General features: G+C 36.7%; 27 protein-coding genes and 2 other annotated features. Of the genes, 9 read left to right on the plus strand and 18 right to left on the minus strand.

The features are described from left to right. The first annotated feature begins 74 nt into the window (after positions 1-74). A complete protein-coding gene (locus NSS74_RS17470) occupies positions 75-665 on the plus strand; it encodes a class I SAM-dependent methyltransferase (RefSeq protein WP_002140884.1) in 591 nt (196 codons plus the stop codon). A gap of 31 nt (positions 666-696) precedes the next feature. Here NSS74_RS17470 and NSS74_RS17475 read toward each other — a convergent pair whose 3' ends face one another. From NSS74_RS17475 to NSS74_RS17485, 3 genes are all read right to left on the minus strand, one after another. After that, entirely contained in the window at positions 697-1107 is a 411-nt protein-coding gene (locus tag NSS74_RS17475; protein WP_002030461.1) for a DUF3908 family protein, read from the minus strand. Between the two features lie 239 nt (positions 1108-1346). Next, positions 1347-1835 carry a GNAT family N-acetyltransferase gene (locus NSS74_RS17480; RefSeq protein WP_002140882.1) on the minus strand — a complete coding sequence of 163 codons (489 nt, stop codon included), beginning with the start codon at positions 1833-1835 and terminating at the stop codon, positions 1347-1349. Between the two features lie 100 nt (positions 1836-1935). Further along, complete coding sequence (locus NSS74_RS17485; protein ID WP_002140881.1) at positions 1936-3270, minus strand: CoA-disulfide reductase; 1335 nt, start codon at positions 3268-3270, stop codon at positions 1936-1938. A 199-nt stretch (positions 3271-3469) separates the two neighbouring features. Here NSS74_RS17485 and NSS74_RS17490 point away from each other — a divergent pair, with 199 nt between their 5' ends. After that, positions 3470-3892, plus strand: a complete 423-nt coding sequence (locus NSS74_RS17490; protein ID WP_002140880.1) for a hypothetical protein — start codon at positions 3470-3472, stop codon at positions 3890-3892. Between the two features lie 43 nt (positions 3893-3935). Here NSS74_RS17490 and NSS74_RS17495 read toward each other — a convergent pair whose 3' ends face one another. Next, positions 3936-5168, minus strand: a complete 1233-nt coding sequence (locus NSS74_RS17495) for a TcaA 3rd/4th domain-containing protein (protein WP_002140879.1) — start codon at positions 5166-5168, stop codon at positions 3936-3938. Between the two features lie 19 nt (positions 5169-5187). After that, on the minus strand, positions 5188-5970 hold the full coding sequence (locus tag NSS74_RS17500; RefSeq protein ID WP_002086912.1) for a zinc ribbon domain-containing protein: 783 nt from the start codon (positions 5968-5970) through the stop codon (positions 5188-5190). Between the two features lie 200 nt (positions 5971-6170). Between NSS74_RS17500 and NSS74_RS17505 the strand changes: the two genes are divergently transcribed. Next, positions 6171-7004 carry a hypothetical protein gene (locus tag NSS74_RS17505; protein WP_002140878.1) on the plus strand — a complete coding sequence of 278 codons (834 nt, stop codon included), beginning with the start codon at positions 6171-6173 and terminating at the stop codon, positions 7002-7004. Between the two features lie 14 nt (positions 7005-7018). Here NSS74_RS17505 and NSS74_RS17510 read toward each other — a convergent pair whose 3' ends face one another. The 10 genes from NSS74_RS17510 to trpE all read right to left on the minus strand — a co-directional run bounded on the left by NSS74_RS17510 (position 7019) and on the right by trpE (position 16214). Next, positions 7019-7702 (minus strand): DUF2278 family protein, encoded by a 684-nt coding sequence (locus NSS74_RS17510; RefSeq protein ID WP_002140873.1) that lies wholly within the window; start codon positions 7700-7702, stop codon positions 7019-7021. 91 nt (positions 7703-7793) lie between these two features. Further along, the gene (locus tag NSS74_RS17515; RefSeq protein WP_002030479.1) at positions 7794-9293 is read right to left on the minus strand and encodes an L-lactate permease; all 1500 of its coding nucleotides are present in this window, start codon (positions 9291-9293) and stop codon (positions 7794-7796) included. A 127-nt stretch (positions 9294-9420) separates the two neighbouring features. Then, positions 9421-9771, minus strand: coding sequence for a DUF4029 domain-containing protein (locus NSS74_RS17520; protein ID WP_002086916.1), 351 nt, complete (start codon positions 9769-9771; stop codon positions 9421-9423). A gap of 74 nt (positions 9772-9845) precedes the next feature. Next, positions 9846-10622, minus strand: a complete 777-nt coding sequence (gene trpA, locus NSS74_RS17525) for a tryptophan synthase subunit alpha (RefSeq protein ID WP_002140872.1) — start codon at positions 10620-10622, stop codon at positions 9846-9848. Positions 10623-10625: 3 nt separating this feature from the next. After that, positions 10626-11819 carry a tryptophan synthase subunit beta gene (gene trpB, locus NSS74_RS17530; protein ID WP_002140871.1) on the minus strand — a complete coding sequence of 398 codons (1194 nt, stop codon included), beginning with the start codon at positions 11817-11819 and terminating at the stop codon, positions 10626-10628. Beyond that, entirely contained in the window at positions 11816-12430 is a 615-nt protein-coding gene (locus NSS74_RS17535; RefSeq protein ID WP_002186404.1) for a phosphoribosylanthranilate isomerase, read from the minus strand. Before NSS74_RS17535 ends, trpB begins: the two co-directional genes overlap by 4 nt. Continuing rightward, complete coding sequence (gene trpC, locus NSS74_RS17540) at positions 12427-13188, minus strand: indole-3-glycerol phosphate synthase TrpC (RefSeq protein ID WP_078175505.1); 762 nt, start codon at positions 13186-13188, stop codon at positions 12427-12429. Before trpC ends, NSS74_RS17535 begins: the two co-directional genes overlap by 4 nt. Position 13189: 1 nt before the next feature. After that, positions 13190-14215 carry an anthranilate phosphoribosyltransferase gene (trpD, locus tag NSS74_RS17545; protein ID WP_016101538.1) on the minus strand — a complete coding sequence of 342 codons (1026 nt, stop codon included), beginning with the start codon at positions 14213-14215 and terminating at the stop codon, positions 13190-13192. Continuing rightward, a complete protein-coding gene (locus NSS74_RS17550; RefSeq protein ID WP_002086924.1) occupies positions 14212-14799 on the minus strand; it encodes an anthranilate synthase component II in 588 nt (195 codons plus the stop codon). Before NSS74_RS17550 ends, trpD begins: the two co-directional genes overlap by 4 nt. Beyond that, the gene (gene trpE, locus NSS74_RS17555) at positions 14796-16214 is read right to left on the minus strand and encodes an anthranilate synthase component I (RefSeq protein WP_016101539.1); all 1419 of its coding nucleotides are present in this window, start codon (positions 16212-16214) and stop codon (positions 14796-14798) included. Before trpE ends, NSS74_RS17550 begins: the two co-directional genes overlap by 4 nt. 51 nt (positions 16215-16265) lie before the next feature. Next, positions 16266-16510: a binding site (T-box leader), on the minus strand. A gap of 42 nt (positions 16511-16552) precedes the next feature. After that, positions 16553-16791, minus strand: a binding site (T-box leader). Between the two features lie 307 nt (positions 16792-17098). Between trpE and putP the strand changes: the two genes are divergently transcribed. Together putP and NSS74_RS17565 are read left to right on the plus strand one after the other, a co-directional pair. Beyond that, positions 17099-18577 carry a sodium/proline symporter PutP gene (putP, locus tag NSS74_RS17560; protein WP_002086927.1) on the plus strand — a complete coding sequence of 493 codons (1479 nt, stop codon included), beginning with the start codon at positions 17099-17101 and terminating at the stop codon, positions 18575-18577. 163 nt (positions 18578-18740) lie between these two features. Next, positions 18741-19139: an Ig-like domain-containing protein gene (locus tag NSS74_RS17565; RefSeq protein WP_002011406.1), complete on the plus strand. Its 399-nt coding sequence runs from the start codon at positions 18741-18743 to the stop codon at positions 19137-19139. Between the two features lie 30 nt (positions 19140-19169). Here NSS74_RS17565 and NSS74_RS17570 read toward each other — a convergent pair whose 3' ends face one another. Then, the gene (locus NSS74_RS17570) at positions 19170-19565 is read right to left on the minus strand and encodes a PH domain-containing protein (RefSeq protein ID WP_002140864.1); all 396 of its coding nucleotides are present in this window, start codon (positions 19563-19565) and stop codon (positions 19170-19172) included. An 87-nt stretch (positions 19566-19652) separates the two neighbouring features. Between NSS74_RS17570 and NSS74_RS17575 the strand changes: the two genes are divergently transcribed. Further along, positions 19653-20324 (plus strand): DUF4386 domain-containing protein, encoded by a 672-nt coding sequence (locus NSS74_RS17575; RefSeq protein WP_002140862.1) that lies wholly within the window; start codon positions 19653-19655, stop codon positions 20322-20324. Here the strand turns inward: NSS74_RS17575 and NSS74_RS17580 are convergent. Further along, a complete protein-coding gene (locus NSS74_RS17580; protein WP_002140861.1) occupies positions 20314-20889 on the minus strand; it encodes a Crp/Fnr family transcriptional regulator in 576 nt (191 codons plus the stop codon). The two genes, NSS74_RS17575 and NSS74_RS17580, sit on opposite strands and share 11 nt — an antisense overlap. Positions 20890-21070: 181 nt before the next feature. Continuing rightward, positions 21071-21982, minus strand: coding sequence for a DMT family transporter (locus tag NSS74_RS17585; RefSeq protein WP_002030492.1), 912 nt, complete (start codon positions 21980-21982; stop codon positions 21071-21073). Between the two features lie 203 nt (positions 21983-22185). On the opposite strand from NSS74_RS17585, the gene NSS74_RS17590 reads away from it, so the two are divergent. The 3 genes from NSS74_RS17590 (at position 22186) to NSS74_RS17600 (ending at position 23950) form a co-directional block, all read left to right on the plus strand. Next, positions 22186-22917, plus strand: a complete 732-nt coding sequence (locus NSS74_RS17590) for an alpha/beta hydrolase (protein WP_002140860.1) — start codon at positions 22186-22188, stop codon at positions 22915-22917. Between the two features lie 90 nt (positions 22918-23007). Then, a complete protein-coding gene (locus NSS74_RS17595) occupies positions 23008-23526 on the plus strand; it encodes a YjcG family protein (protein WP_002011397.1) in 519 nt (172 codons plus the stop codon). Position 23527: 1 nt separating this feature from the next. Beyond that, entirely contained in the window at positions 23528-23950 is a 423-nt protein-coding gene (locus tag NSS74_RS17600) for a GNAT family N-acetyltransferase (protein ID WP_002064289.1), read from the plus strand. Positions 23951-23977: the final 27 nt, after the last annotated feature.

Below are 23977 nucleotides of genomic sequence, written 5' to 3' on the forward strand. Positions count from 1 at the left end.
CGTGCTTTTTTTAAAGGAGTTAAATTATTAAAAGCGAAATAAATACATATTCTTATATAAAAGGAGAGTTTGAATTGAGTATTTTACAAAGATTAATCGAGCAAGCGAAAAATCCTCGCGGGACAATTGGTTCCTCTATGCTTTGCATTATGAATGCTGCGCATACGAGACTAACAAATTGGGCTTTACAAAAAATACATATACGTGAAAATGCAGTTATTTTAGATATTGGTTGTGGGGGTGGTAAAACCATACAGACTCTTTCAAAACAAACTCCGCTTGGGAAAATATACGGGATCGACTACTCCAATCAAGCTGTTGAAAACTCAAAGAAAGCAAATATGAAGGATGTCAAAGCAGCGAAAGTAATTATTCATCAAGCAAGCGTCTCCTCTATTCCATATCATCCGGACTTCTTTGATCTCATTACCGCTTTTCAAACCCACTACTTTTGGCCTGATGTTGAGAATGATATGAAAGAAGTATTTCGCGTCTTAAAACCGAATGGCTCCTTTTTACTAGTCGCTGAAACTTTCAAAATCCAATATCATATGGATAAATTTAAGACGACCGAAGAATTAGTAAACCTTTTTTATAAGACGGGATTTACAAGCGTGAAATGTTACGAAGAAAGAGGGTGCCTTTGTTTAATAGGAAATAAGTAAAAAAACAGACCTTTCAAGGTCTGCTTTTTTACTAGATTACTTTAAAAATACTCTTAATTTGTCTTGCAAATAACCAGTTTTTCGTACCGTAGTTATCATTTAGACTATCTAAATTAATAGCTTTCCCGTTAGAAAACTTTAGTTCTAACGTTGTATTTTTGTCATTTGTTTTTAAGTTGCTATTTGTAATGTCATCATACTTTAATTTTTCAATCTCAATATACTCTTCCTTCTCTTCTCCGATAACGACGTGATCTTGGAAGAAGAAGAATACTTCTACTTTCTTACCGAAACAAAATACGTTTTTCGTATAAATTAATGTCGCGTTATCAAGTCCGACACATACTTCTTTCATCTCTTCAACAACGTTTCCTAAGTCTTCTTCGTTTCTTGCATTTGATTCAGCAATCCATTCTTCGATTGTATTCATGTTAATTGCCATACTGTGCCCCCTGGTTCGTTCATTGCTTTATTAAAAAATAAATACTATATGACAATATAAGCGATACGTACTATGTTTTCAAGGGTGAACGGTATATTCAAAATAAAGCGAAAATTTAATTAGTGGAGGTTTTCTTCATCCCCCACTGATTATCAGCCCTCACTAATCGGGCTCTTACTGCCCGCAAATAGCGGGATAAAGTTAAATTTCAAAGTAATCTACTAGGGGCACCGATTTTATTATATTTTAAACGTTTGAACGAGACATTCTTCATCATCGATTAACTGTGTTTTCTCATCAAATTCGATGTTTAGCTCCCTATATACTTTCTTCCAAAAAGAAACTGCTGGTATATTTTTCACAAGTTCGATAACGAAATATTGCCCTCTTTTCTCTTTTAATACATTCTCAATAACTTGTTTACCGATTCCTTTTCCTTTGTACTGATTCAATATGAAAATGTCATTTATACCAAAGTCGTTTTCCTTCTTCAAAAACGGGCGTTCCAATAGTAATAAAAATCCTACGATATCAGTATCACTTTTAATAAAATACGGAGTGATTCCATCATTTACCCAAAACATATGCAAATCTTCGTATTCAAAAAATCCATTTGCCCCAATCTTTATATTAGGAGTGAATGTAGAGAGGTCATGAAGATATAGTGCATACAAATTACGTAATATTTCTTTTTCTGATTCTTGAACTGTTTGAAGTGTTACAAACATTTTTAATAATCCCCTTCCCTATATGTAACTGTTTCTCCCTCTTTATTATTCGCTAAAAAGTTTACCTACCTTTGCAAAAAAAAATAGCACTTAAAAAGTGCTATTCCGCTCTCCTTGCTGCTTGTTGAATTGGATCCCAAACGCTGTTATATGGTGGTGCGTAACTTAAGTCGACATCTTCTAAATCGTGAATACTCATTTTATTGAAAAGTGCCATCGCGATAACATCAATACGTTTATCTACGCCCTCTTCTCCAATTACTTGACCGCCTAATAATTGTTTCGTATCGGCGTGATATAGTAATTTCAAGTGAAGTGGCGAAGCACTCGGGTAATAGCCTGCCATATTTGTTGAATCTACTTTGACCGTCTTATACGGGATGTTTAGCCCTTTCGCTTCTTTTTCATTTAAGCCTGTTCTTGCGAGCGTCAGATTCATAAATTTAATAATGCCCGTACCTAACGTACCTTTAAATGCTCTTCGTTTATCAACCATATTGAGTCCGGCAAGTCGCCCTTGTTTATTCGCAGTCGTTCCGAGCGGGATATGGTCATGAGTTTCCTTTATAACATGGTAATGCGTTGCACAATCACCAGCAGCGTATACGTCTTTCACATTTGTTTGCATATAAGCATTTACTTCAATTGCACCTTTATGAGTTTTACGTATATTTGTCCCTTCAAGAAAATCAGTATTTGGCTGTACACCGACAGATACTAAAACGAGATCTGTTTTATACGTACCTTTATCTGTTTCAATTTGTTCCACTCTTTCTTTTCCTTTAAATGCTTTCACATTTTCATTCGTTAAAATTTCAATATTGTGTCTATCTGCTTCTTTATGTATATATTCAGCCATATCTGCATCATAAATTGTGCCAATATGATCATTTCGCTCAATCATTCTTACTTTCTTACCAAGTTCGACGAATGTTTCTGCCATCTCTAGTCCAATTGCACCGCCGCCAATAATAGTTACATCCTCAACTTTATTCGTTTCTAGCGTTTTTAATATGCGCTCAGCATCCGGAATTGTTTTTAAAAGATGAACGCCTTGCAAATCTCGCCCTTCCCATTCTGGCATAACAGGACGCACTCCAGTCGCAATTAATAAACGGTCATACGGAAATTCAAAAACATCTTTCGTCTCCGTATGCTCTGCGTACACCATTTTCTTTTCCGTATCTACTTTCGTTACTTCATGACGTACTTTCGCATCAATTCCATATTTATCACGAAACGTCTTTACATCGCGTGCAATTAACTTTTCAGTAGAAGCAATAACACCACTAATCACATACGGTAATCCGCACTGAGCGTATGAATAGATTTCACCTTTTTCTAACGTTACAACATTTGCAGTTTCATCGTTTCTAACAATTTGCATTGCTGCACTCATACCTGCTGCATCTCCGCCAATAATGACATAGTTCACTTTACCACTCCTTCTTTTTTACATACTCTTTACGATTTCCATATTTTATAGAAATAACACCTACCTCTATTGTAAAGAATGAGACTTCCATCTTCAAATTTGGTGCACTTACCTATGCTTTACTAGGTAAGTGTCGTGTCTTATAAACAACATGTTTAATATGCTATAACAGTAACTATTGAAAGTAGGTGAAACATACATGTGCGCCGGCCTTCTCGTCCAGCTTCCAGAGGAACCGATAGAACCGAGACCAGCCCTCCCGCTTGAACAAGAGTTTACCGTTAGTGTAACTTTATACAGTGCACGTGCTTGGTTATCTGATAATGACACTTTCTCACAAACTATTTGGAAATCGACTCGCTTTGCTTCTGCCTCACACGCTCGCAAATCCATCTTCCCAGTTGGTACTGTTAAAATTGTGAACTTTTCTGAGGATACAATAACGGTTACTATATCATCAGAATCAGATGATGCACTCAAAATAGTCGTTCCCCCTCGTTCTGAAGCTGCTTTAACGTCTAGTTCTTTATCTGATGTGCAAGCAAGTACATCAGGAGGAGCAAGTAAAGTCACATTCCTCTTTCATATCTTTTTCTCAAGGGATCCTGGTCCAGCTAAATAACCATCGAAAAGGTACAGCTATGCACTGTACCTTTTTCACGTGTTTATTCTCTTGATTTGATCAATTCAACATTATAAGTTTCAATATCTGTTAGCTTTCCTGTAAAATACGGATTTTCTCTATACCAAGACTGTTTTGAAAAATACGCTTGCATATCCTTCGTTTGAAACATATGTCCATGTCTTGCGTATATTTCGTTTCTTGCTATTTTCAATTGTTCTTTCGATAAATATGTTAAGTCCGTACTCGTTAATTTTCGAATATCACTATCAGGGAAGATGAAACCATTATATACATACCCAGTCGTAGGCGGAGTAACATTGTAAACAACTGTTTTTTCTATACTTTTCTTTTGGAATGGAAGATTATAAGCCGACAGTGCCGTTACCGTTTCTACCTTTGTCGTTTCCCTACCGTTTTCTCCATTTCGTTCTAAATAAATCGCCGCACTTCCATCAGTCGCTATCGGTCCCCACGTAATTTCTTCTCCGGTCAACGCTGTAACTGGCTTTTGATTCACGTATAATGTCGCACCAGATTCATTCGTTTGAACTGTAATATATTGCCCTTGCAACGTTAAATCTACCGTTACATTATTTTGACTTTGTTTCATAAGTACAACCTTTTCCTCACGTGATAGTTTTACATAGTCATTTTTATATTCAGATTGAAATACTTGAGTTCCAGGAAGAAACGGTCCATATTGCTTCTCAAACTTTTTGTCATTTGTCTTATCAATTTCTTTTCCGTTCAATTTTAAAGATGTACCTTTTTCATTTGTAAGCAGAGTCGTATAATACGTCTTTGCTTTCAATTTATACCGATCAAATAAAAAGAAATGTTTCCCATCTTTCGTTAAAGAAAAATCTGCTCTTTCTATTCCATCCCCTTGTTTTTCACCTTGCCTCAAATATTCTTTCAATTCATTCACATAAGATGGATTTTCTTTTATATATGAAAATAGAGGCGTTAAACTCTCTCTCGTTACAATAACGGCTGGATCATCTGTCGTGACGATTTCAGCTAATTTCTCCCCGTTCCTCTCTTGTAAAATAGTAATCATTCGGTCTACTTGTGCCGTCTGCTTATAATACGATGATCCATACAAATACAATCCAACAATTACTATAACAAGTAATGTTAAGAGTGTAATGCCAACTTTTGTACCGCCGCTCATTTTCTTCTTTACTACAAGACTTTCCCTCCTCATCCCGCAGTTTTGGCAAAATTGCACTCCATCTTCATACTGAGCTCCGCATTTTGTACATACATTCATCCATTCAACCACCTTTTCGTTAGAAGCCTGTTAATCCCCCGATAAAGGTTTGGATTATCGTTTTAATGTAAGACCAAAACACGATAAACGTTGCAATTCCGATTAAAACATTTGCGATAATAAGTGTGTAAACAGGATCTACTCCGCCGTTGTCTAGTTTTAATATAGCTACAATTATACTAATTCCCATATATGTTGTAGCCAGCCCTAATAAGATTGGTAAAAAAAAGATCAATAGGAAACTAAATAGAAAAGAAAGAACTAGTATAGCAATAGCTGGCGTCGCTATCGTCCCCCATATACCGAATGCTTCAAGAAAAGAAAAAGATGATTTCATCATCTTACCACTTACAAAAATAATAAATCCGACAAATAAAGTTAAAATTAATAAAAAGAAAAAGACCATTACAGATTCTCCAAAGAAAGTAGGAGTAGCTATATCTGGCACTAATGTCCTCGTAACAGTCGCCGCTGCGCTCATCATTCTATAAAAAATACATGCTCCTAAAAAGCAAATAAGCACAAGACTTACAATTCCATTTCGCACTTCAATATTTCCACTTTCCATAATGGCCGATGGTGATTTAAAAGCATTTTTAAAGAACTGAAAATAGCCACTTGCAAATTGTTTCACTTGCTCTACCGTTTCATTCGGACGAGTTTCCTTTACTCGTGCCGGGCGCGATAGCTGCCCTTCTTCCTGCCCACCACTCGCTACCACTTCTTCCGTTAACGAATGTCCACAATTTCCGCAAAACCTTGCTTCCGCTGCATTTTCAGTATTACATGCCGGACATTTCATTCTCTCATCCCTCCTTAAGCATATACCTTATAGGGTGTTACAAATTCAATATATGACTTTGTACATAAAACATGACTACAAGAAAAAGAATATGAAATCCTTCTTTTAAACGAAACTATGTGTGCTAGTATTATAGAAAAATAATGGTATTATGAAACAGAGCAAATAAAGTGAAACTTTAAACAGATTGGATGAAGACAGTGGAATTTGTAAACTCGATTTTTCAAACACTCCTTACAAGCGTGATCCAATTATTTTCTTTAATTGGTGTCATCATTGTAATTGGATTTATATTAGGTTATTTAGAATCTCTCACACGAACGTATTGGTCGAGAGCTTTTGGTAGGAAGGGATTTCTTTTAACTGCATGGATCGGTGTTCCCGTTCATGAGCTTGGACATGCAATTATGTGTCTATTATTCCGCCATAAAATTGTAGCAACTCAGTTCTTCCCGACAGATACAAGTCAAGGAGCTTTAGGTTACGTCCAACATCAATACAATCAAAAAAGCGTATATCAACGGATCGGTAATTTCTTTATCGGCATCGGTCCTATTATTTCTGGTATTACTGCCTTAATACTTTTAATGCGCTATTTCGTACCAGAGTCATATTATTTATTTAATACGAATCTGGAAAAAACTGTTACATCGACTTCTATTAACTTAGACATGATCCAAAACATGCTACTATCGACGTTTGTATTATTGAAAAGCTTATTTACATTTAACAATTTATTGAATCCTTCATTTTGGTTATTTTTATTTATCGCCATTTGTATTTCTGCACATATCGCTTTAAGTAAACCAGACATTAAAGGATCAATAGACGGTGTTATCGTCATGTTTATCATGTTATTTTTATTCAATATAATTGCAGGACTTTTTCAGTACGATAGTAACCAACTAATCGGAAAAATGATGAAGTATAATATGTATCTCATTGCGTTTTCTAGTGTGGCGCTTCTTTTCTCTTGTATTTCTACACTTGTGAGTTTTGTGTTTTATAAAATGAGAGGAGGACGTTCGTTTTGAACGTCCTCTTCTCATCAATTATTTCTCTTATAATCACAATGCTCAACCGGAACACGAGCATGCCCTTCTTCATCCGTACACCATGACTGTGACTGAAAGGCAAGAAAAATACCAATCCACTCTTCCTTCTTCTCAAAGTGAATCAATATCCCACCGTCTTGCCATTTGCCATCATCACCTTGCCATTTCTCTACATTCCCTTGATTCATATGAATATCGTGTATACCGTTTCCAGGTGTAAAGTGGAAATACGAATCCGGAACCTTTTCTTCTGGTCCCCACCTTTCACCAAACGCGTAAATAATTGCTTTTTCTTCTATTGCTCGTTTTATATAACGTTCTATTTTTTCATTTAAATCATTATCCAATCCTGTTTTTTCAGCAGGTAAAGGAATCATTTGTTTTGAATCAAATACATTACCTCTTACGTAGTCTAAAGCTACTTTCGGTTCATTGTTTTTTATTTCTGTAAAACCGAATGGTAATGTCGGTAAAATGTGAATAGCTTCTGAATCAATATGTTCGCTTGCAAAATATAAAACTTCTGACGGATAACTTTGCGACTTTACGTTAATTGCAATACGATAATCTACTTCTGCTTCGCCTTGTAAATGAACTTGATAATGAGGTGTTTTCCCTTTTCCAATCTTAGATTGTACAACTGTACCTTTTAATACACCGTAGTTTTTTAAGGGCATCTCTTTCATCTCCTATTCATTTAGTAGAAGCTGTTCATACTTTAGGCATTATCCATATAAAAAGAAAATCCTCCTTTCCCAGGAGGATTTCTTATTTTCTCAACATATACCAAACAATAACCTCCACCACTACAAGCAACACCGCACCAAAAATCATTAACGTCGTCTTCTTTAATAGTTCATTTTCACGATAAGGGATATTACATAAATACGCGCCTAGTGTAATCCGTGATGGACAAGCGATTGTGGCTACTGATGATGCGGTGTTTTGGAGCGTTGTGACGTATTGCCACGGGAGTGCTACGTTTTGCGCTGTTTGCATTTGTAGCTTTATAAACATCGCATTTGATCCTGCGTTACTACCTGTTAAAAAGCCTCCGATTCCCCCAATAAACGGAGCAACGAAAACGAAAAACGTACCAAATGTTTCACCAGCTGTTTTTGCGAGTAATGAATGCATACCAGATGCGCCCATTAGTTCTGAAATGGCGATGAACATCGTCGTTGTAATTGCGAATGGAATCCATTGTCTTATCGTTTGCGAGAGTGATTGTTTCATAATATTAGATGGAATGCGGAAGAAAATAATTGTAAATAAACAAGTCATGGCGAGCCAAAACCCTGGCGAATATAGTAACTCTAGTTTGTAAGAGTATGATTTTAAATCGAGAACTGCATATGACCTAAGAAAATCATGTAATGCTGGAACGAGGCGAGAAAGTAAAATACAAACTGTTAAGAATATATAAGGGCTAATAATTTTTATAATAGATACTTCTCTCTCTACAGCCGCAGCATGTTCTGTTATAAAGTTTTGCTCACTTTTCCCTTTTAATTTAATGATTAGAAAGCCAAATGTAATGGTAACGATAGAACTTAATATCCCTGCTAGTTCAACACTTACGTATGCGTTAGAAAGATAGATTCCGAGAGAAAATAATAGAAAGAATCCTACTCCTTCCTTCCACTTTTCTATAACTGCCTGCCAGCCACCGACAACGTATAAAGAAAGGAAGATAAAATATGCGAAAATCGGGATGCTTAATAATGCTGTATTTGTACCAAGAATTGTGAGCGGCATGTTAATAAGCTGAGAACCGATAATCGTACCCGTTGCCATTGCGCCCCATGAACTTGCAAGTAAACCGATAAACGATAGTAGCACAGCTTGAAACGGTTTATAACCGAGCGAAAGAAAAATAGGTGCTGCGACCATAAAACCAATTCCGAATCCACTCACTGATTCAATAAGTGGACAAATACCAAAACACATAAGAAGCATTTGCAATAATCGATCGCGCGTGACTTGTTCTAGAAATCGTGCTACTTGATCGATGTATCCCATTTTGTTCATGAGGTGAAATAAAAAAATACCGAAAAATAAAACGTATCCGACAATAAAACAAATTAACCACCCTTTAATTGTTGCGTGTACAGTTTCACTTATCCCTAATTGAAACGTTGGCGAGAGTAAAACGATTCCGACAGAAACGGCATAAGAGATTAATGAGGCTCTTAATGACGTTTGTTTAAACAAAAACAAACAAATAAAAATCATCATAATCGGGATAAGTGCCAACAATATGGCCATGCTATCATCTCTTTTCGTAAAAATTGCAATTTTTAACTATTATATAACAGATGTTATGATTTTCAATTATTTTTATAACAGATTTAAAAAAGGAGCTGCTTGGCTCCTTTTTTGAATAACTAATATTTTATCTTTTATCCTGAAAAACCGTCTGCTGTCCAATCATTTTTTCTAGTACAACAAACACAATATAAGCACATATTACTTGCAATACAATATTCCCAAGTTTTATTAATTCAAATGAATGGATCCATTGGAATAATTCACTTAATAATACAATCGAAACGATACTAAATAGTTCTATACTAACCGAAAATATACATACTTCTAAAATAGATTGCTCTTGTATTCGATTTAATTGGGAAAAGATGAATACATATCCTAAAAACAGAGCCATCAACTCTATTTTCGTCATGCTAATGAGCCAAGCGTATAATGGTACAGTTAAAAGAAGATATAATAGTTTACGTCTTAGCATGCCTTCTCACCCTCTAAGTTATAAGTATTTTCTGTATATTTTAACATTTATTACACAAAAGAAACAGAAGAGACTTAAGCCTCTTCTGTTTCTTTTACTGCATGTATTAACTCACAAATTTCTTCTCGCTTTTCATTTTCTAACAGCTCAATGACTTTACTTCCAACGACAACGCCGTCACATATTGTAATCATTTCTTCAATTTGTTCTCGTGTTGAAATACCGAATCCTGCGACTACTGGTAAGTGGACGTGTTCTTTTACTTTTTCTAAGTAACTACGAATCTCATCTTTAAAGTTTTGACGTACTCCCGTTACGCCCGCTACTGTAACGGCGTAGACGAATCCTTGTGATTCACTCGTAATTTTTTCGATTCGTTCAATAGGGCTCGTTACGGTAACGAGTGGAATTAAAGCGATATTCGCCACGCGAAGGAGCGGTGCAATAATGTCTTGTTCTTCATACGGTAAGTCCGGAACGATAATACCGTCCACTCCTGCTTCAAGACAGCTCTCAATGAAACGTTCCTTTCCGAATGCGAGTACTGGATTTAAATATGTCATAAGTACAAATGGAATTTGAACTTCTTGCCTCACCTCTATTAATGCTTGAAAAATACCTTTCAATGTTACACCGCTATCTAATGCTCTTTTTCCTGCCCTTTGAATAGTTGGACCGTCTGCGACTGGATCTGAAAATGGGATACCAATTTCAACGATGCTTGCTCCTGCTTCATCAAGAAAACGAATTCTTTCTTTTAACTTTTCAAGTCCACCATCTCCGCCCATTACATACGGAATAAATGCTTTCTTGCCATTTTCAAACGCTGCTATAATTTTTTCTACTCCCATTTTTTACACCTCTTCCATATAACGTTTTATACTCTCTACATCTTTATCACCGCGGCCGGATAAACAAATGACAAGTCCTTCGTCTTTCTTCATTTGCGGCGCTAGTTTTAAAGCGTATGCAACAGCATGTGAACTTTCTAATGCCGGGATAATCCCTTCTTTTTTCGTTAATAATTGAAATGCTTCTAACGCTTCTTCATCTGTAATGGAATGATAAGAAACGCGGCCAATATCTTTTAGCAAGCTATGTTCTGGCCCAACACCTGGGTAATCCAGCCCTGCCGAAATAGAGTGCGCTTCTTGAATTTGCCCTTCTTCATTTTGCAGAAGGTACATCATCGATCCGTGTAAAACACCGACACTTCCTTTCGTTAAAGTGGCTGCGTGCTTTTCTGTGTGAACACCTTTTCCAGCTGCTTCAACACCGTAAAGAGCAACTTCTTCATCGTGTACGAACGGATAAAACATTCCCATTGCATTACTACCACCGCCAATACAAGCAACGACTGCTTCTGGTAATTTCCCTTCTAACGCTTCGTATTGCTTTTTCGTTTCTTTCCCAATTACACTTTGGAAATCACGAACAATTTGCGGGAATGGATGTGGCCCGAGAACTGATCCCATAATGTAGTGCGTATCGTGTACATGTGAAACCCAGTAACGAAGCGCCTCGTTTACCGCATCTTTCAACGTGCCGCTACCTGCCGCAACGCTTTCTACTTTTGCTCCGAGTAATTCCATTCGAAACACGTTTAATTTTTGTCGTCTCACATCTTCTTCTCCCATGAAGATGACGCATTCTAAACCGAAAAGTGCACATACAGTAGCTGTTGCAACTCCGTGTTGTCCTGCTCCTGTTTCAGCGACAACTTTCTTCTTACCCATTCTTACCGCAAGAAGTGCCTGACCGATTGTATTGTTAATTTTATGAGCTCCCGTATGGTTCAAATCTTCACGTTTCAAATAGATTTTTGCTCCGCCGCAATACTTCGTCATATTTTCAGCGAAATAAAGCGGTGTTTCTCTTCCAACATACGTTTGTAAATAATGATTTAATTCCTTTTGAAACGCTTCATCTTGCATCGCTTCTTTATATGCTTCTTCTAATTCTAATACGGATTGCATTAACGTTTCTGGAACGTATCGTCCTCCGTATATACCGTAATGACCTTTTTCATCTGGATATGCGTAGTTCATTTTGAACACTCCTTCGCTTTTTTAATAAATTGTTTTATTTTCTTTAGATCTTTCTTTCCTTCTGTCTCTACTCCGCTGCTCACATCGATCATATATGGCTGAACGGTTCGAATTGCTTCTTCTATATTAAGGATGTTTAATCCGCCAGCTAATATCGTTTTCTCTCGCAACTCGTTTGGCATATGTGCGAGTAACTCCCATGAGAATGTCTTTCCGTTTCCTCCGTGGAACTTTTCCTTCGGGCTATCAAATAGCAGATAATCTGTATCGTATTTTTTCGCACATTCAATATCTTTCTCTAAAGCTACTCCTACCGCTTTTATAGACGGAATATTCAATCTCCTAATTTGATGATTGTCTTCATCCCCATGTAGTTGCACATGCGTTAACCCGCACTCCTCTGCAATTTTCTGGATCACTTCTACTGATTCATTTACGAAAACACCTACCTTGAAAACGTGGACTGGAATTTCCCCAATAATTTCTTTCGCTAGCCCTGGGGTGATTTTCCGCTTACTTTCTGCAAAAACAAATCCAATTGCATCTGCTCCGTATTCGCAAGCATGTTTTGCTGTTTCAACATCAGTGATGCCGCAAATTTTCACTTTCATATGTTCACCTTACAGTCTTCGAAAAAGTTACTTATAGAAGATGATGTCATAAGTGCTTCTCCAACTAATACACCTTTTGCACCAGCTCGTTTGACGCGAATAATATCTTCTTTTGAATGAATGCCGCTTTCACTAATCCAAAGTAGGTTTTCCTCATTCAGTCGTTTTCCGAGCTTTTCAGTTTGGCTTAAATCTACTTCAAATGTTTTTAAATTACGGTTGTTAATACCGATAACGTGCGGATTTAATCGGATTGCAATTTCTAATTCCTGTTCATCATGAACTTCAACAATCGCTTCTAATCCTTTTTCTAGCACGTAGTTATAAAGCTCGTTTAATTTCTCTTTTGACAATGCTGCAACAATTAATAAAATAAGATCTGCACCAGCTTCATACGCTCTATCAATTTGGATTTTATCGATTATAAAATCTTTACATAAAAGCGGAATGTTACTTTCTGCTCTTGCCGTTTGTAAGTCGTGAAACGACCCTTTAAAAAATTGACCGTCTGTTAAAACCGAAACTGCTCCAGCACCGCATTCTTCATATGTTTTCACTTGTTTTGGCACATCAACGTGTAAATTAATATCGCCTTTTGATGGAGACGCTCGCTTTACCTCTGCTATTACAGTAAACCGCTCTAAAGCTTTTACAAGTGAGTGTGTTTTCCTTTTTTCTTTCACTGGTGAATATGTTTCATATAACTCCGCAACTTCTACTTTCTTTTGCTCTACAATTTTGTCTAAAATCGTCCCCATTTTAATTCACCCTTTCTAATTTTTCATGGCTTGCTGCAATTAATAAGTTTAGTTTGGCTAATGCTTTTCCAGAGTCAATGCTATGTGCCGCTAGTGTAATTCCTTCTTCAATCGTTTCTGCTCTTCCATTTGCGAAAAGGGCTAGACCTGCATTTAATAAAACAGTATCGCGATAGACACTCTTTTCTCCGCTTAATACTCCGAGCGTAATCTTTGCATTTTCTTTTGAATTCCCACCTCTAATTTCTTCATTTTTCACTCTTGAAAAACCATACTTTTCTGGATCAATACTCATTTCTACTATTTCATTATCTTTTAAAACGACGACATGATTTTCTCCCTGTAATGATGCTTCATCTAAAAAGCCACTTCCGTTTACGACGAGCGCTTGTTTTCTGCCAAGTTTCTGCAATACTTCCGCTACTGGCAATAACATATCTCGCTTATAAATACCGACAAATTGTGTTTCTAAATTAACCGGATTCGTCAACGGTCCAATTAAGTTAAAGATCGTCGGAACGTTTAATTCTTTTCTTATTTTCATAATGCGTCTTAATGCTGGATGCATCGCTGGTGCGAATAAGAAGGCAATACCTACATTCTCTAATAAATAGTCAATCTCACCCGGCGTACAGCTTATGTTTACACCGAGTTCTTCTAATAAATCAGCACTTCCTGTTTTACTAGAAACAGCGCGGTTTCCATGCTTCGCAACCTTTACACCAGCTCCGGCAAGTACAAATGCCGATGTTGTACTAATATTGAATGTTTGCGCACCGTCACCACCCGTTCCGCAATTGTCCATCGCGCCTTTTATATGATTTAAAAACGGTAATGCCTTTTCGCGAAGAGCACGAACGAGACCGTATATTTCTTCTGCTGTTTCGCCTTTCGCTTTCAGCAATACTAAGAAAGCTGCAACTTCACTTTCCAATATGTTGTCACTTAATAAAAGAAGTCCCGCTTCATACATTTCTTCTTCTGTTAAATGTTGTCCCTCTACTAATTTTCGAAGATAACTGTTCATACTCTCTCCTCCTCTTTCACTTCTGCTAAAAAGGCACGTATTAACTTTCCGCCTTCTTCTGTTGCAATTGATTCTGGGTGAAACTGTAATCCGAAGAGCGGATAATAGTTGTGACGAACTGCCATGATTTCTCCGTCATCCATCGCTGTCGCAAGTATGTCAAAACACTGCGGCAAACTATTTTGCACTGCGACGAGTGAATGGTAACGCATTGCTGTTAGCGGCTGCGTTACGTATGAAAAGATTGACGTTCCGTTATGTTTCACACGCGATGTTTTTCCGTGTTTAATGCGCTCTGCTCTAACAATTTCTCCTCCAAATGCGGATATGATTGCTTGATGGCCAAGACAAATTCCTAAGATGGGAACGTTCTTATAAAAATGACGAATAACATCGATACAAATTCCAGCATCTTCTGGTTTCCCAGGTCCTGGTGAGAGCACAATTCCTTTCGGCTTCATCTCCTCTAATTGTTCAATTGTTATTTGATCATTTCTTACGACAACAATTTCTTTCTCGTACTCGCCTAATAGTTGATACAAGTTATATGTGAACGAATCATAATTATCAATAAGTACAATCATTTCATAACCTCCAAAAGCGCTCTCGCTTTATTTAATGTTTCTTCATATTCAGCAACCGGGTCTGAATCGTAGACGATACCCGCTCCTGCCTGAACGTACGCTTTCTCGTCTTTTACAACCATCGTTCGAATTGCTAGCGCCATATCAAGGTTTCCTGAGAATGAAATATATCCAACCGCTCCGGCATATACATTTCTTTTTTCATGCTCTAACGTATTAATAATTTCCATCGCCCTTATTTTCGGAGCACCTGATACTGTACCAGCTGGTAAACAATACGCTAATGCATCAAATCCACTTGTTTGTTTTCGCAATGTTCCGTAAACTTCAGATACAATGTGCATAACGTGAGAGTATTTTTCTACTTTCATATATTTATCTATCGTCACAGAGCCAATTTCACTTACTCTGCCAATATCATTTCGTCCTAGGTCCACAAGCATCATATGCTCTGCTCGCTCTTTCTCATTTCCTAACAGTTCTTTTTCGATTTCCTCATCTTCCTGCTTCGTTTTCCCTCTCGGCCTCGTACCAGCAATTGGGTTTGTCATCACTTTATCCTCTCTTACTGATAACAAACTTTCCGGCGAAGAGCCAAGTACAACATAATCTTGAAAATCGATATAGAACATATATGGTGATGGATTTGCAATTCGAAGTTTCCGGTATAATGCAAATGGATCTCCAATACATTCACTTTGCAAACGCTGGGATAATACAACTTGGAAAATATCTCCGGCCCGAATGTATTCTTTCGCTGTTTCTACCATTTCACAAAATTCTTTTTCAGTTATTGAAGAAGTGAATGATAATATTGATTGTATTTCATTTACTTCCGCTTCTTCTCCCTTTAGCACTTCCTCTTTGTATACTTGCAATCTTTCGCATACTTCTTCATAAGAAGCTGAATCGTCTTCCCTGCATACATATACAAATGACAACTTTTGGCGTAAATGATCGTAAACGGTAAACTCACGATATAGTAAAAGGTGTACTTCTGGAATATTTAATGGATCGTGTAAATCTGCTCCAATGTTTTCATACTGCCGAATGACGTCATAGCCAATATATCCAACTGCTCCCCCGCAAAACGGAAATGGACTGTCTACTTGCGCTGGTGCGATTACCTCTTCTAGCATTTGCAGTACGTTACCCTGCCGCTTTTCTTTTTTCCCATACATCATTCGCTCTACTTCTATACCAACGCTTTTCACTTCTCCATAAGGATTACACCCTAAGTAAGAATAGCGCCCTTTATCTTGATGAAGCTGCGAACTTTCTAATAAAAACTTTTTCTTTCCCTTCATACGTCTATATAAAGAAATTGGCGTAATGCTATCTCCTTCTTCTTCAGCAATTACTAAAAATGTGTTTCTTTGTTCTTTTTGCTTCATAAATTCCTCTTTTGTCATCATGCCTTTCACCTCACTCTGAAAAATAAAAAAGTCCCCTACATATCGAAATATGTAGAGGACGATAAATTTACCGTGGTACCACCTCAGGTTGGACGCAAAAGCATCCCGCTTTATTCAGGTACAAAATATATACCTTATCCTTGTAACGGCGGAACCCGGGTTGCCTACTGAAAATAATTGTTCAGCATACCTCTCGTAAGCCCATTCCGTATATGGCACCGCACCGGGCTCCCACCTGTCCCCGACTCTCTGAAACGTCTCCAATATACGTACTCTTCTTACTTAAACGATTTAACATATTTAATTTTTTGTACACAAAAAGGGAGTACTCATCCTATAGAAAGGACGGGTACTCCCGTGGTGCCACCTTAATTCGTTACGAATGTAACGCACTTTGCCGTATCAAAAAATAATACGTGTCTCTTGTATCGATGAGATCATGTCGCCAAAGCCTACTTCTTTCGTTTCGGTTTGGAAGCTCCGAAGCCCATTCCACATCAATCCCATACTGATTCGCACCAACCATCAGCTCTCTGACATGTTCATCATGTGTACTCTTCTTCATCAACGCTTGCATTTTTTTAAGTTGCACTCATTATAGACCTAAATTTTTTCACAAGTCAATACTTTTTTTAAAAAAATATTTCTCCCTTCTTTCAATATTATATTGACAAAACAACGTGTTTTTATGTAAATATAATAAATACTCTATTAAAATTAAGGTTTTTTCGTCTGAAATTTATATATTTAAAAAGTAAAACGATGTCAAAAAACGCTTACATTTCTGAAAATTCGTATTTCTGTATGGATTTTTCAGAATAATCATGATAGATTATAAATATGCATAACGCATCAAAAGACATGACAAAAGGAAGGGGAACTACATGAGTACGCAGATGTTAACTTTAACTTCTATCTCTATTTACATGCTCGGGATGTTAGTAATCGGCTATTTCGCCTACAAACGAACGTCCAACTTAACAGATTATATGCTTGGCGGGCGTACACTAGGCCCCGCAGTAACAGCATTAAGTGCTGGAGCATCTGATATGAGTGGTTGGCTTTTAATGGGATTACCCGGTGCAATGTTTAGCGTTGGATTAAGTAGTAGTTGGATTGCGATCGGCCTAACACTAGGCGCATACGCAAACTGGCTTTATGTCGCTCCTCGCTTACGTACCTACTCTGAAATTGCAAACAACTCTATTACTATTCCAGAATTTTTGGAACACCGTTTCCACGACAAATCTCACATGCTACGCTTAGTATCCGGACTTGTTATTATGATTTTCTTTACTTTCTATGTAGCTTCAGGATTAGTTTCAGGCGCTGTATTATTTGAAAATTCATTTGGTATGAACTATCATGTTGGATTACTCATTGTAGCAGGCGTTGTTGTAGCTTACACATTATTTGGTGGTTTCTTAGCAGTAAGTTGGACAGACTTCGTGCAAGGAATCATTATGGTAGTTGCCCTTATTCTTGTTCCTATCGTAACAATTATGAATACAAACGGACTTGGACCTGCATTTGATACAATTCGATCTGTAGATCCAACACGTCTAGATATTTTTAAAGGTGCCTCTACTTTAGGAATGATTTCTTTATTCGCATGGGGCCTTGGTTATGTTGGACAACCTCATATTATCGTACGCTTTATGGCTATTTCGTCTGTAAAAGAAATTAAAAGCGCGCGAAGAATTGGTATGAGCTGGATGATTTTCTCTGTTGTCGGAGCTATGTTTACTGGCCTTATCGGTATTGCTTACTATTCACAACAAGGTTTGACATTATCTAACCCAGAGACAATTTTCCTTGAACTTGGAAAAATTTTATTCCATCCACTTATTACTGGATTTTTATTAGCCGCTATTTTAGCCGCTATTATGAGTACAATTTCTTCTCAGCTTCTCGTTACTTCAAGTGCAGTAACAGAAGACTTATATAGAACATTCTTTAAGCGTTCTGCTTCTGATAAAGAACTTGTATTTGTCGGTCGTATGGCTGTTCTTGGTGTTGCTTTAATTGGGTGTGCATTAGCGCTTAAACAAAATGATACGATTTTAGCTCTTGTTGGATATGCTTGGGCTGGATTTGGTTCTTCATTTGGACCTGCTATTTTATTAAGCTTATATTGGAAACGTATGACGAAATGGGGCGCGCTTGCTGGTATGATTTCAGGTGCAGCCACAGTAATTATTTGGACACAGTTTAAGTTCCTAAAAGATTTCTTATATGAAATGATTCCTGGTTTCGCTATTAGTTTAATAGTGATCATAATTGTTAGTTTACTAACTAAACCTTCAAAAGAAGTTGAAGAGCAATTTGAGAATTTTGAAAAACAACATATTCATAATCTATAAAAAGAAAGCTCTGCTGTTACGATAACAGCAGAGCTTTCTTTTAACCGCATTTCGACAATATTCTTCTCGAATTTAACAATTTCTTTATGTTTCGTTAAATTTACTATAACATTCTTCCTTTATATTATTAGTATCGACACCTATACAGAAAGGGGACTCCACAATGTTAGCATCTTTACAGCAACAACATATAAGAAAATTTTCACCTATCACAAACACTTCTACTTCTCTTTTAAACATACAACCTAATCCATCCAAAATTTCAATTGCTCCTTCTGTTATATCTGTAATTGGTATTCATATACAGAAAAATAAGCTTAAAATAAAAACCGGACAAAGTGCCGATTTATCAGCTTCCGTTTTGCCAATGCAGGCAAAAAATCAAGAGCTTATTTGGACAAATATGAACTCCGACGTCATCACCATCTATCCGAAAGGTGAGACAGTAACGATTACTGGAAAAAGTGCAGGAAGAGCAGTAGTAATTGTCACAACTGCTGAAGGAAAATTCCGCGACTTATGTGTCGTTCACGTGCAACCTTATATGACAAATCCAAAGTGACATAAAGAGAGTAGATATGAATCCACTCTCTTACTTTATTTCAATCCCAGGATTTTTTCTTTTTAACAACAAAATAAATTCTTCTTTATTTCTTGGAGAAATAAGTTCTGTTTCATATGATCCGTAAACAATTTCTAATCGATCGAATGATAGTGCATGAGCTGCGATTGGATTTTTTGTATTGGAAATTCGTTTTATGTCTCGTATAAATATACGTTTTTTAACGGGACCTGATGTAATTATAATTATTTCTTCCTTAACGATATATTTTGTTGAAAACCAACTCCAACTAAACAGTATAGCCAACGGAATTGTAAAAAATAAGAGAAAATATTCTCTCCCTGCAAATATGGGAGCAAAACACGCTCCAATGACAACGAAAAAAATCGGATATAACCATACATCTTTTTTTGATAGAAATTCCACTAAACTTCCTCTCCCTTGATTTAAGTCAATGAATCTCCTCCTCTTCCCTATTACAATGAAAACAACATTAGAATAGGAGGACGTATTATGACTGAGCGAAATTTTGCCTTATTTGCAGGCACTTCTCTTCTTATCATGGCATTCACTGCATTTTTTTCTTACGGTTTTGTTCACGGAAATCTCGTTGTACCAAGTAATGCGAGCACGACACTCCATAATATTCAAACTTCAAGTTCACTTTTCAAAGCAGAAATTTTCGGATGGATTATCATTTTTATTACGGATATTATCGCCTCGTGGGCTCTTTATTTCTTTCTAAAACCTATCCATACTAGCCTCTCATTGCTAGCTACCTGTCTTCGTCTTATGTATACAGCTATACTTGGTATTGCTATATTCAATTTAACATTTGTATTACTTCTTTCAAAAAGCACAGTTGCTAATTCAGAAGCATATACAATGTTATTTCTAGAAGCTTTTGAATACATTTGGTCTGTTGGATTAATCATTTTCGGCTTACATCTTCTTACCTTAGGATACGTAACCCTTCAATCTAAAAACATACCGAAGACTATTAGTATATTACTGCTCATTGCTGCAATCGGCTATATCATCATTAACGTAATGAATACGATGTTTTCACAATATGATGCGATTATTTCCATTCTTAACGTTGTCTTTCAACTACCGATGATCACAGGTGAACTAGGATTTAGTATATGGCTATTGCTTAGAGGTGGAAAAAACTCTACTGTTTGAGTCGTTTCTTAATTCTGCTTAATGATTCTGGCGTAATACCTAGATAACTTGCCAATTGATATTGAGGAACACGATCGATTAAATGCGGTCGTTTTTGTAATAATGATTTGTAGCGCTCTTCTGGTGTCAATGCAATAAATAATGTAAGTTCTTCTTGTACTTCACCAAAATTGTATTCAATCATTTGGCGCGTCATTTCTTCTAACTGTGAATATTTCTTATACATGTCCTTTTCACTATACAGATCGCCAACTACAACTAGACAATCTTCTAGGCACGTTAACGTATGTGGGGATAATTTATCTTGTTTATGATGATTGAAATTTGCGATTGCTTGTTCTTCTGTATAAAAATTTGATGTAACTTCTTTTCCAGATTCATCTATACAATGTTGCCTCACGCATCCTTTTAATACAAAATAACATTTAGACGGAACATCTCCTTGCCTTAAGAGCACTGTTCCTTTTTTATACTCTTCAATTTGTAATTCTTCTACGATCATGCGCTGCTGCTCTTCACTTAATGTTGTAAGATTTGTCATGTATTTCATTAAAATCTCTTTCATTTGGTCTCTCCTTCCCCCTCTATATTTGTATGAGAAACGTATGATGTAACTCCACTATATATTATCTTTTTTCATGCTACATGGCGGGAATTCCCCTATTAATCTGTTTTATTTTCTGCATGGAACAAAAAAAAAGAGAAGTTACCAATAACTTCTCTTTTCGTATATTAGAATAAACTCGTTATAATTCCTGTGTATAAGCCGGTTCATTCACCACATTTTTTGCTGTTCGCTTTTGTTGCTGTAGTAAGAAAACAGATACACCAAACAATACGAGCATGCTACCGATAATTTGCATTGCATTTAATTTTTCTCCAAGTAAGAAGAACGCTAGTATAGATGCCCCAACTGGTTCTCCTAAAATGCTCATTGAAATCGTTGTTGCATTTACGTAATTTAATAACCAATTATTAATGACGTGTGACACTGTCGGTACAATCGCAAGTAAAAGAAAAATACTCCAATCCCACTTCGTATAGCCTGTAAATGGCACTTGAAGTATAACGTTATAAATCGCTATAAATATACCAGCGAAGGCAAATACAGTGAAACTATAAATCCAATGAGATACTTTCTTTACTGTCGTTTGTCCGATAAATAAATAACCGACAACTGCTATTACACTTAAAAAGGATAATATATCCCCATAAATTGCTTGCTCACTTAGCCCTAAATCTCCCCAGCCAATACACATTACGCCTAGTATCGCAATTCCCATCGTCGCAATTGCTGAATAGGTTGTTCTTTCTTTAAATAAGAAAAAACCTCCCACTAAAGATACGATCGGTTGAAGTGCTAAAATAATCGTCGAACTAGCAACTGTCGTATGCTTTAAGGATTCAAACCATAGAAGAAAATGAAGAGCTAAAAAGAAACCAGATCCAATTAAAAATCCCCAATCTTTTATTTGAATCCTACTAAACTCTTCCCGTTTTTTCCAAACGATCGGCAGCATAATAAGTACGATAATCCATAATCGATACATACTTAAAACGGAAGATGGTGCTGAGGACATCTTTGCAAAAACAGCTGCGAATGAAATTGCTATAATGGAAATTGCTAGTGGTAGTGCGATTGATCTTTCTTGTTTCAAATCCTGTCTCCCCTCTCACCTGTAAAAAATCCCACTTCATTATATCCGTTTTCTTTCACAACTTAAATACTAATTTTTTAGATTCTTCGTACCATTATGGTAAAATAGAAATTAAGGCACCTATTAGTGATTATTTCTTTCCTTTTCACTACAAGCGTTGCTCTTACAATCATTACAGTAAATTTTTATTTAGGGGGATATACATGAATCAAACAATAGGGAGAATTGAAGAAATTTCATTTTTTAGTACATCACTTCAAGAGGAGCTTACACTTCTTGTTTATTTACCAGTAAATTACACACCTCTCCATAAGCATACGGTTGTTATTGCACAAGATGGTAGAGATTATTTTCAGCTTGGTAAAGCGCACCGTGTAATTGAGCGGCTTCGTGAAACTGAAGAAATCGACCGCACAATTATTGTCGGTATTCCATATAAAAATGTACACGATCGTAAGGAAAAATATTTCCCAAATGATGTAAAGAATGCTGCTTACATTCGTTTCCTTGCTCATGAGCTTGCTCCATATATTGATGCAAATTATCCAACATATCAAATGGGTAAAGGACGCGTTTTAATTGGAGATTCTCTCGGCGGTACAGTTTCCTTCATGACCGCACTTATGTATCCGCATACATTTGGTAAGATCGTTATGCAATCACCATTTGTTGATGAAACAGTCATGAACTTAGCAAAAGATTTCAAAAATCCGGGGGCGCTAGATCTTTATCACGTAATTGGGACCGAAGAAACAGCTGTCAAGCGTACAGACGGACAAGTATCTGATTTCGTAGAACCGAATCGCGAGTTAAATAAACTACTTACAGATAGAAATTTCATCACGCATTATGAAGAGTTTGAAGGGAATCACACATGGAAATATTGGCAAGCAGATTTACCAAAAGCATTTTCTCATATTCTATCAATGAAATAATAGAGAGCGGTATTCAGAATAATTTGATATAATAGATAAAGAGATTTATTCTCAAAATCTAACTAGACTTGCAAAGGGAGGAATTGGAACATGAAATTAGGAATTGTAATTTTCCCATCAAAAATGATTCAAGATAAAGCGAACGGATTACGTAAACGTTATGATCCGCATTACGCATTAGTTCCGCCACATATTACATTGAAAACACCCTTTGAGACGCAAGATGAACAATTAGAATCGATTGTGAATGAGTTACATACAATCGCAAATAAAACGAACCCTTTCACCCTTCATGTTGGGAAAGTCGGTTCATTCGCACCTGTTAATAATGTTCTTTATTTTAAAGTAGAAAAAACACCTGAACTTACTTTCTTAAATGAAGAAATGCATAATGGTTTCTTTACACAAGAGCGCGAGTACTCTTTCGTACCTCATTTAACAATCGGTCAAGACTTATCAGACGCAGAGCACGCTGATGTATTAGGTCGATTACGTATGAAAGATTTCTATTATGAGCAACCAATCGATCGTTTCCACCTTCTATACCAATTAGAAAATGGAACGTGGACTGTACATGAAACATTCCACCTTGGAAAGGAGAACAACTAATTTGCACGCACAAATCGTACAAACGGACGAACAACTAAGAGATGCATTCTCTGTACGTAAGCAAGTATTTGTAAATGAGCAACGTGTTTCTGCAGAAGAAGAGTATGATGAGTTTGAAGAGATTTCAACACACGTTGTTATATATGATAATGATGTTCCAGTTGGTGCTGGTCGCTTCCGCATCGTTGATGGAATAGGAAAAATGGAGCGCATTTGCGTACTAGCTTCACATCGTAAAAAAGGCATTGGTAAAATCATTATGGATGCACTTGAAGCGTATGCGAAGGAAGAGTCTCTACCGAAATTGAAACTCCATGCTCAAACACATGCTGAATTTTTCTATAAAAAGCTAGGATACGTGACGGCTTCTGATGTGTTTATGGAAGCAAATATCCCACACGTCGTAATGATAAAAGAATTATAATTTTGTAGCAGGAGGTAGCCCCTCCTG

The sequence above is a fragment of the Bacillus sp. FSL E2-8868 genome, assembly GCF_038005505.1.
Taxonomy (GTDB): domain Bacteria; phylum Bacillota; class Bacilli; order Bacillales; family Bacillaceae_G; genus Bacillus_A; species Bacillus_A mycoides.

Coding starts and splice junctions, on each gene's coding strand:
- NSS74_RS17480 (WP_002140882.1), bottom strand. CDS start 1,835: ATGTTTGTAACACTTCAAACAGTTCAAGAATCAGAAAAAGAAATATTA.
- trpB (WP_002140871.1), bottom strand. CDS start 11,819: ATGAACTACGCATATCCAGATGAAAAAGGTCATTACGGTATATACGGA.
- NSS74_RS17575 (WP_002140862.1), top strand. CDS start 19,653: ATGACTGAGCGAAATTTTGCCTTATTTGCAGGCACTTCTCTTCTTATC.
- NSS74_RS17565 (WP_002011406.1), top strand. CDS start 18,741: ATGTTAGCATCTTTACAGCAACAACATATAAGAAAATTTTCACCTATC.
- NSS74_RS17595 (WP_002011397.1), top strand. CDS start 23,008: ATGAAATTAGGAATTGTAATTTTCCCATCAAAAATGATTCAAGATAAA.
- NSS74_RS17500 (WP_002086912.1), bottom strand. CDS start 5,970: ATGAAATGTCCGGCATGTAATACTGAAAATGCAGCGGAAGCAAGGTTT.
- trpE (WP_016101539.1), bottom strand. CDS start 16,214: ATGATGACAAAAGAGGAATTTATGAAGCAAAAAGAACAAAGAAACACA.
- NSS74_RS17550 (WP_002086924.1), bottom strand. CDS start 14,799: ATGATTGTACTTATTGATAATTATGATTCGTTCACATATAACTTGTAT.
- NSS74_RS17475 (WP_002030461.1), bottom strand. CDS start 1,107: ATGGCAATTAACATGAATACAATCGAAGAATGGATTGCTGAATCAAAT.
- NSS74_RS17535 (WP_002186404.1), bottom strand. CDS start 12,430: ATGAAAGTGAAAATTTGCGGCATCACTGATGTTGAAACAGCAAAACAT.
- NSS74_RS17515 (WP_002030479.1), bottom strand. CDS start 9,293: ATGGCCATATTGTTGGCACTTATCCCGATTATGATGATTTTTATTTGT.
- NSS74_RS17590 (WP_002140860.1), top strand. CDS start 22,186: ATGAATCAAACAATAGGGAGAATTGAAGAAATTTCATTTTTTAGTACA.
- NSS74_RS17580 (WP_002140861.1), bottom strand. CDS start 20,889: ATGAAAGAGATTTTAATGAAATACATGACAAATCTTACAACATTAAGT.
- trpA (WP_002140872.1), bottom strand. CDS start 10,622: ATGGGAGTAGAAAAAATTATAGCAGCGTTTGAAAATGGCAAGAAAGCA.
- trpD (WP_016101538.1), bottom strand. CDS start 14,215: ATGAACAGTTATCTTCGAAAATTAGTAGAGGGACAACATTTAACAGAA.
- NSS74_RS17520 (WP_002086916.1), bottom strand. CDS start 9,771: ATGCTAAGACGTAAACTATTATATCTTCTTTTAACTGTACCATTATAC.
- trpC (WP_078175505.1), bottom strand. CDS start 13,188: ATGGGGACGATTTTAGACAAAATTGTAGAGCAAAAGAAAGTAGAAGTT.
- NSS74_RS17495 (WP_002140879.1), bottom strand. CDS start 5,168: ATGAATGTATGTACAAAATGCGGAGCTCAGTATGAAGATGGAGTGCAA.
- putP (WP_002086927.1), top strand. CDS start 17,099: ATGAGTACGCAGATGTTAACTTTAACTTCTATCTCTATTTACATGCTC.
- NSS74_RS17510 (WP_002140873.1), bottom strand. CDS start 7,702: ATGCCCTTAAAAAACTACGGTGTATTAAAAGGTACAGTTGTACAATCT.
- NSS74_RS17490 (WP_002140880.1), top strand. CDS start 3,470: ATGTGCGCCGGCCTTCTCGTCCAGCTTCCAGAGGAACCGATAGAACCG.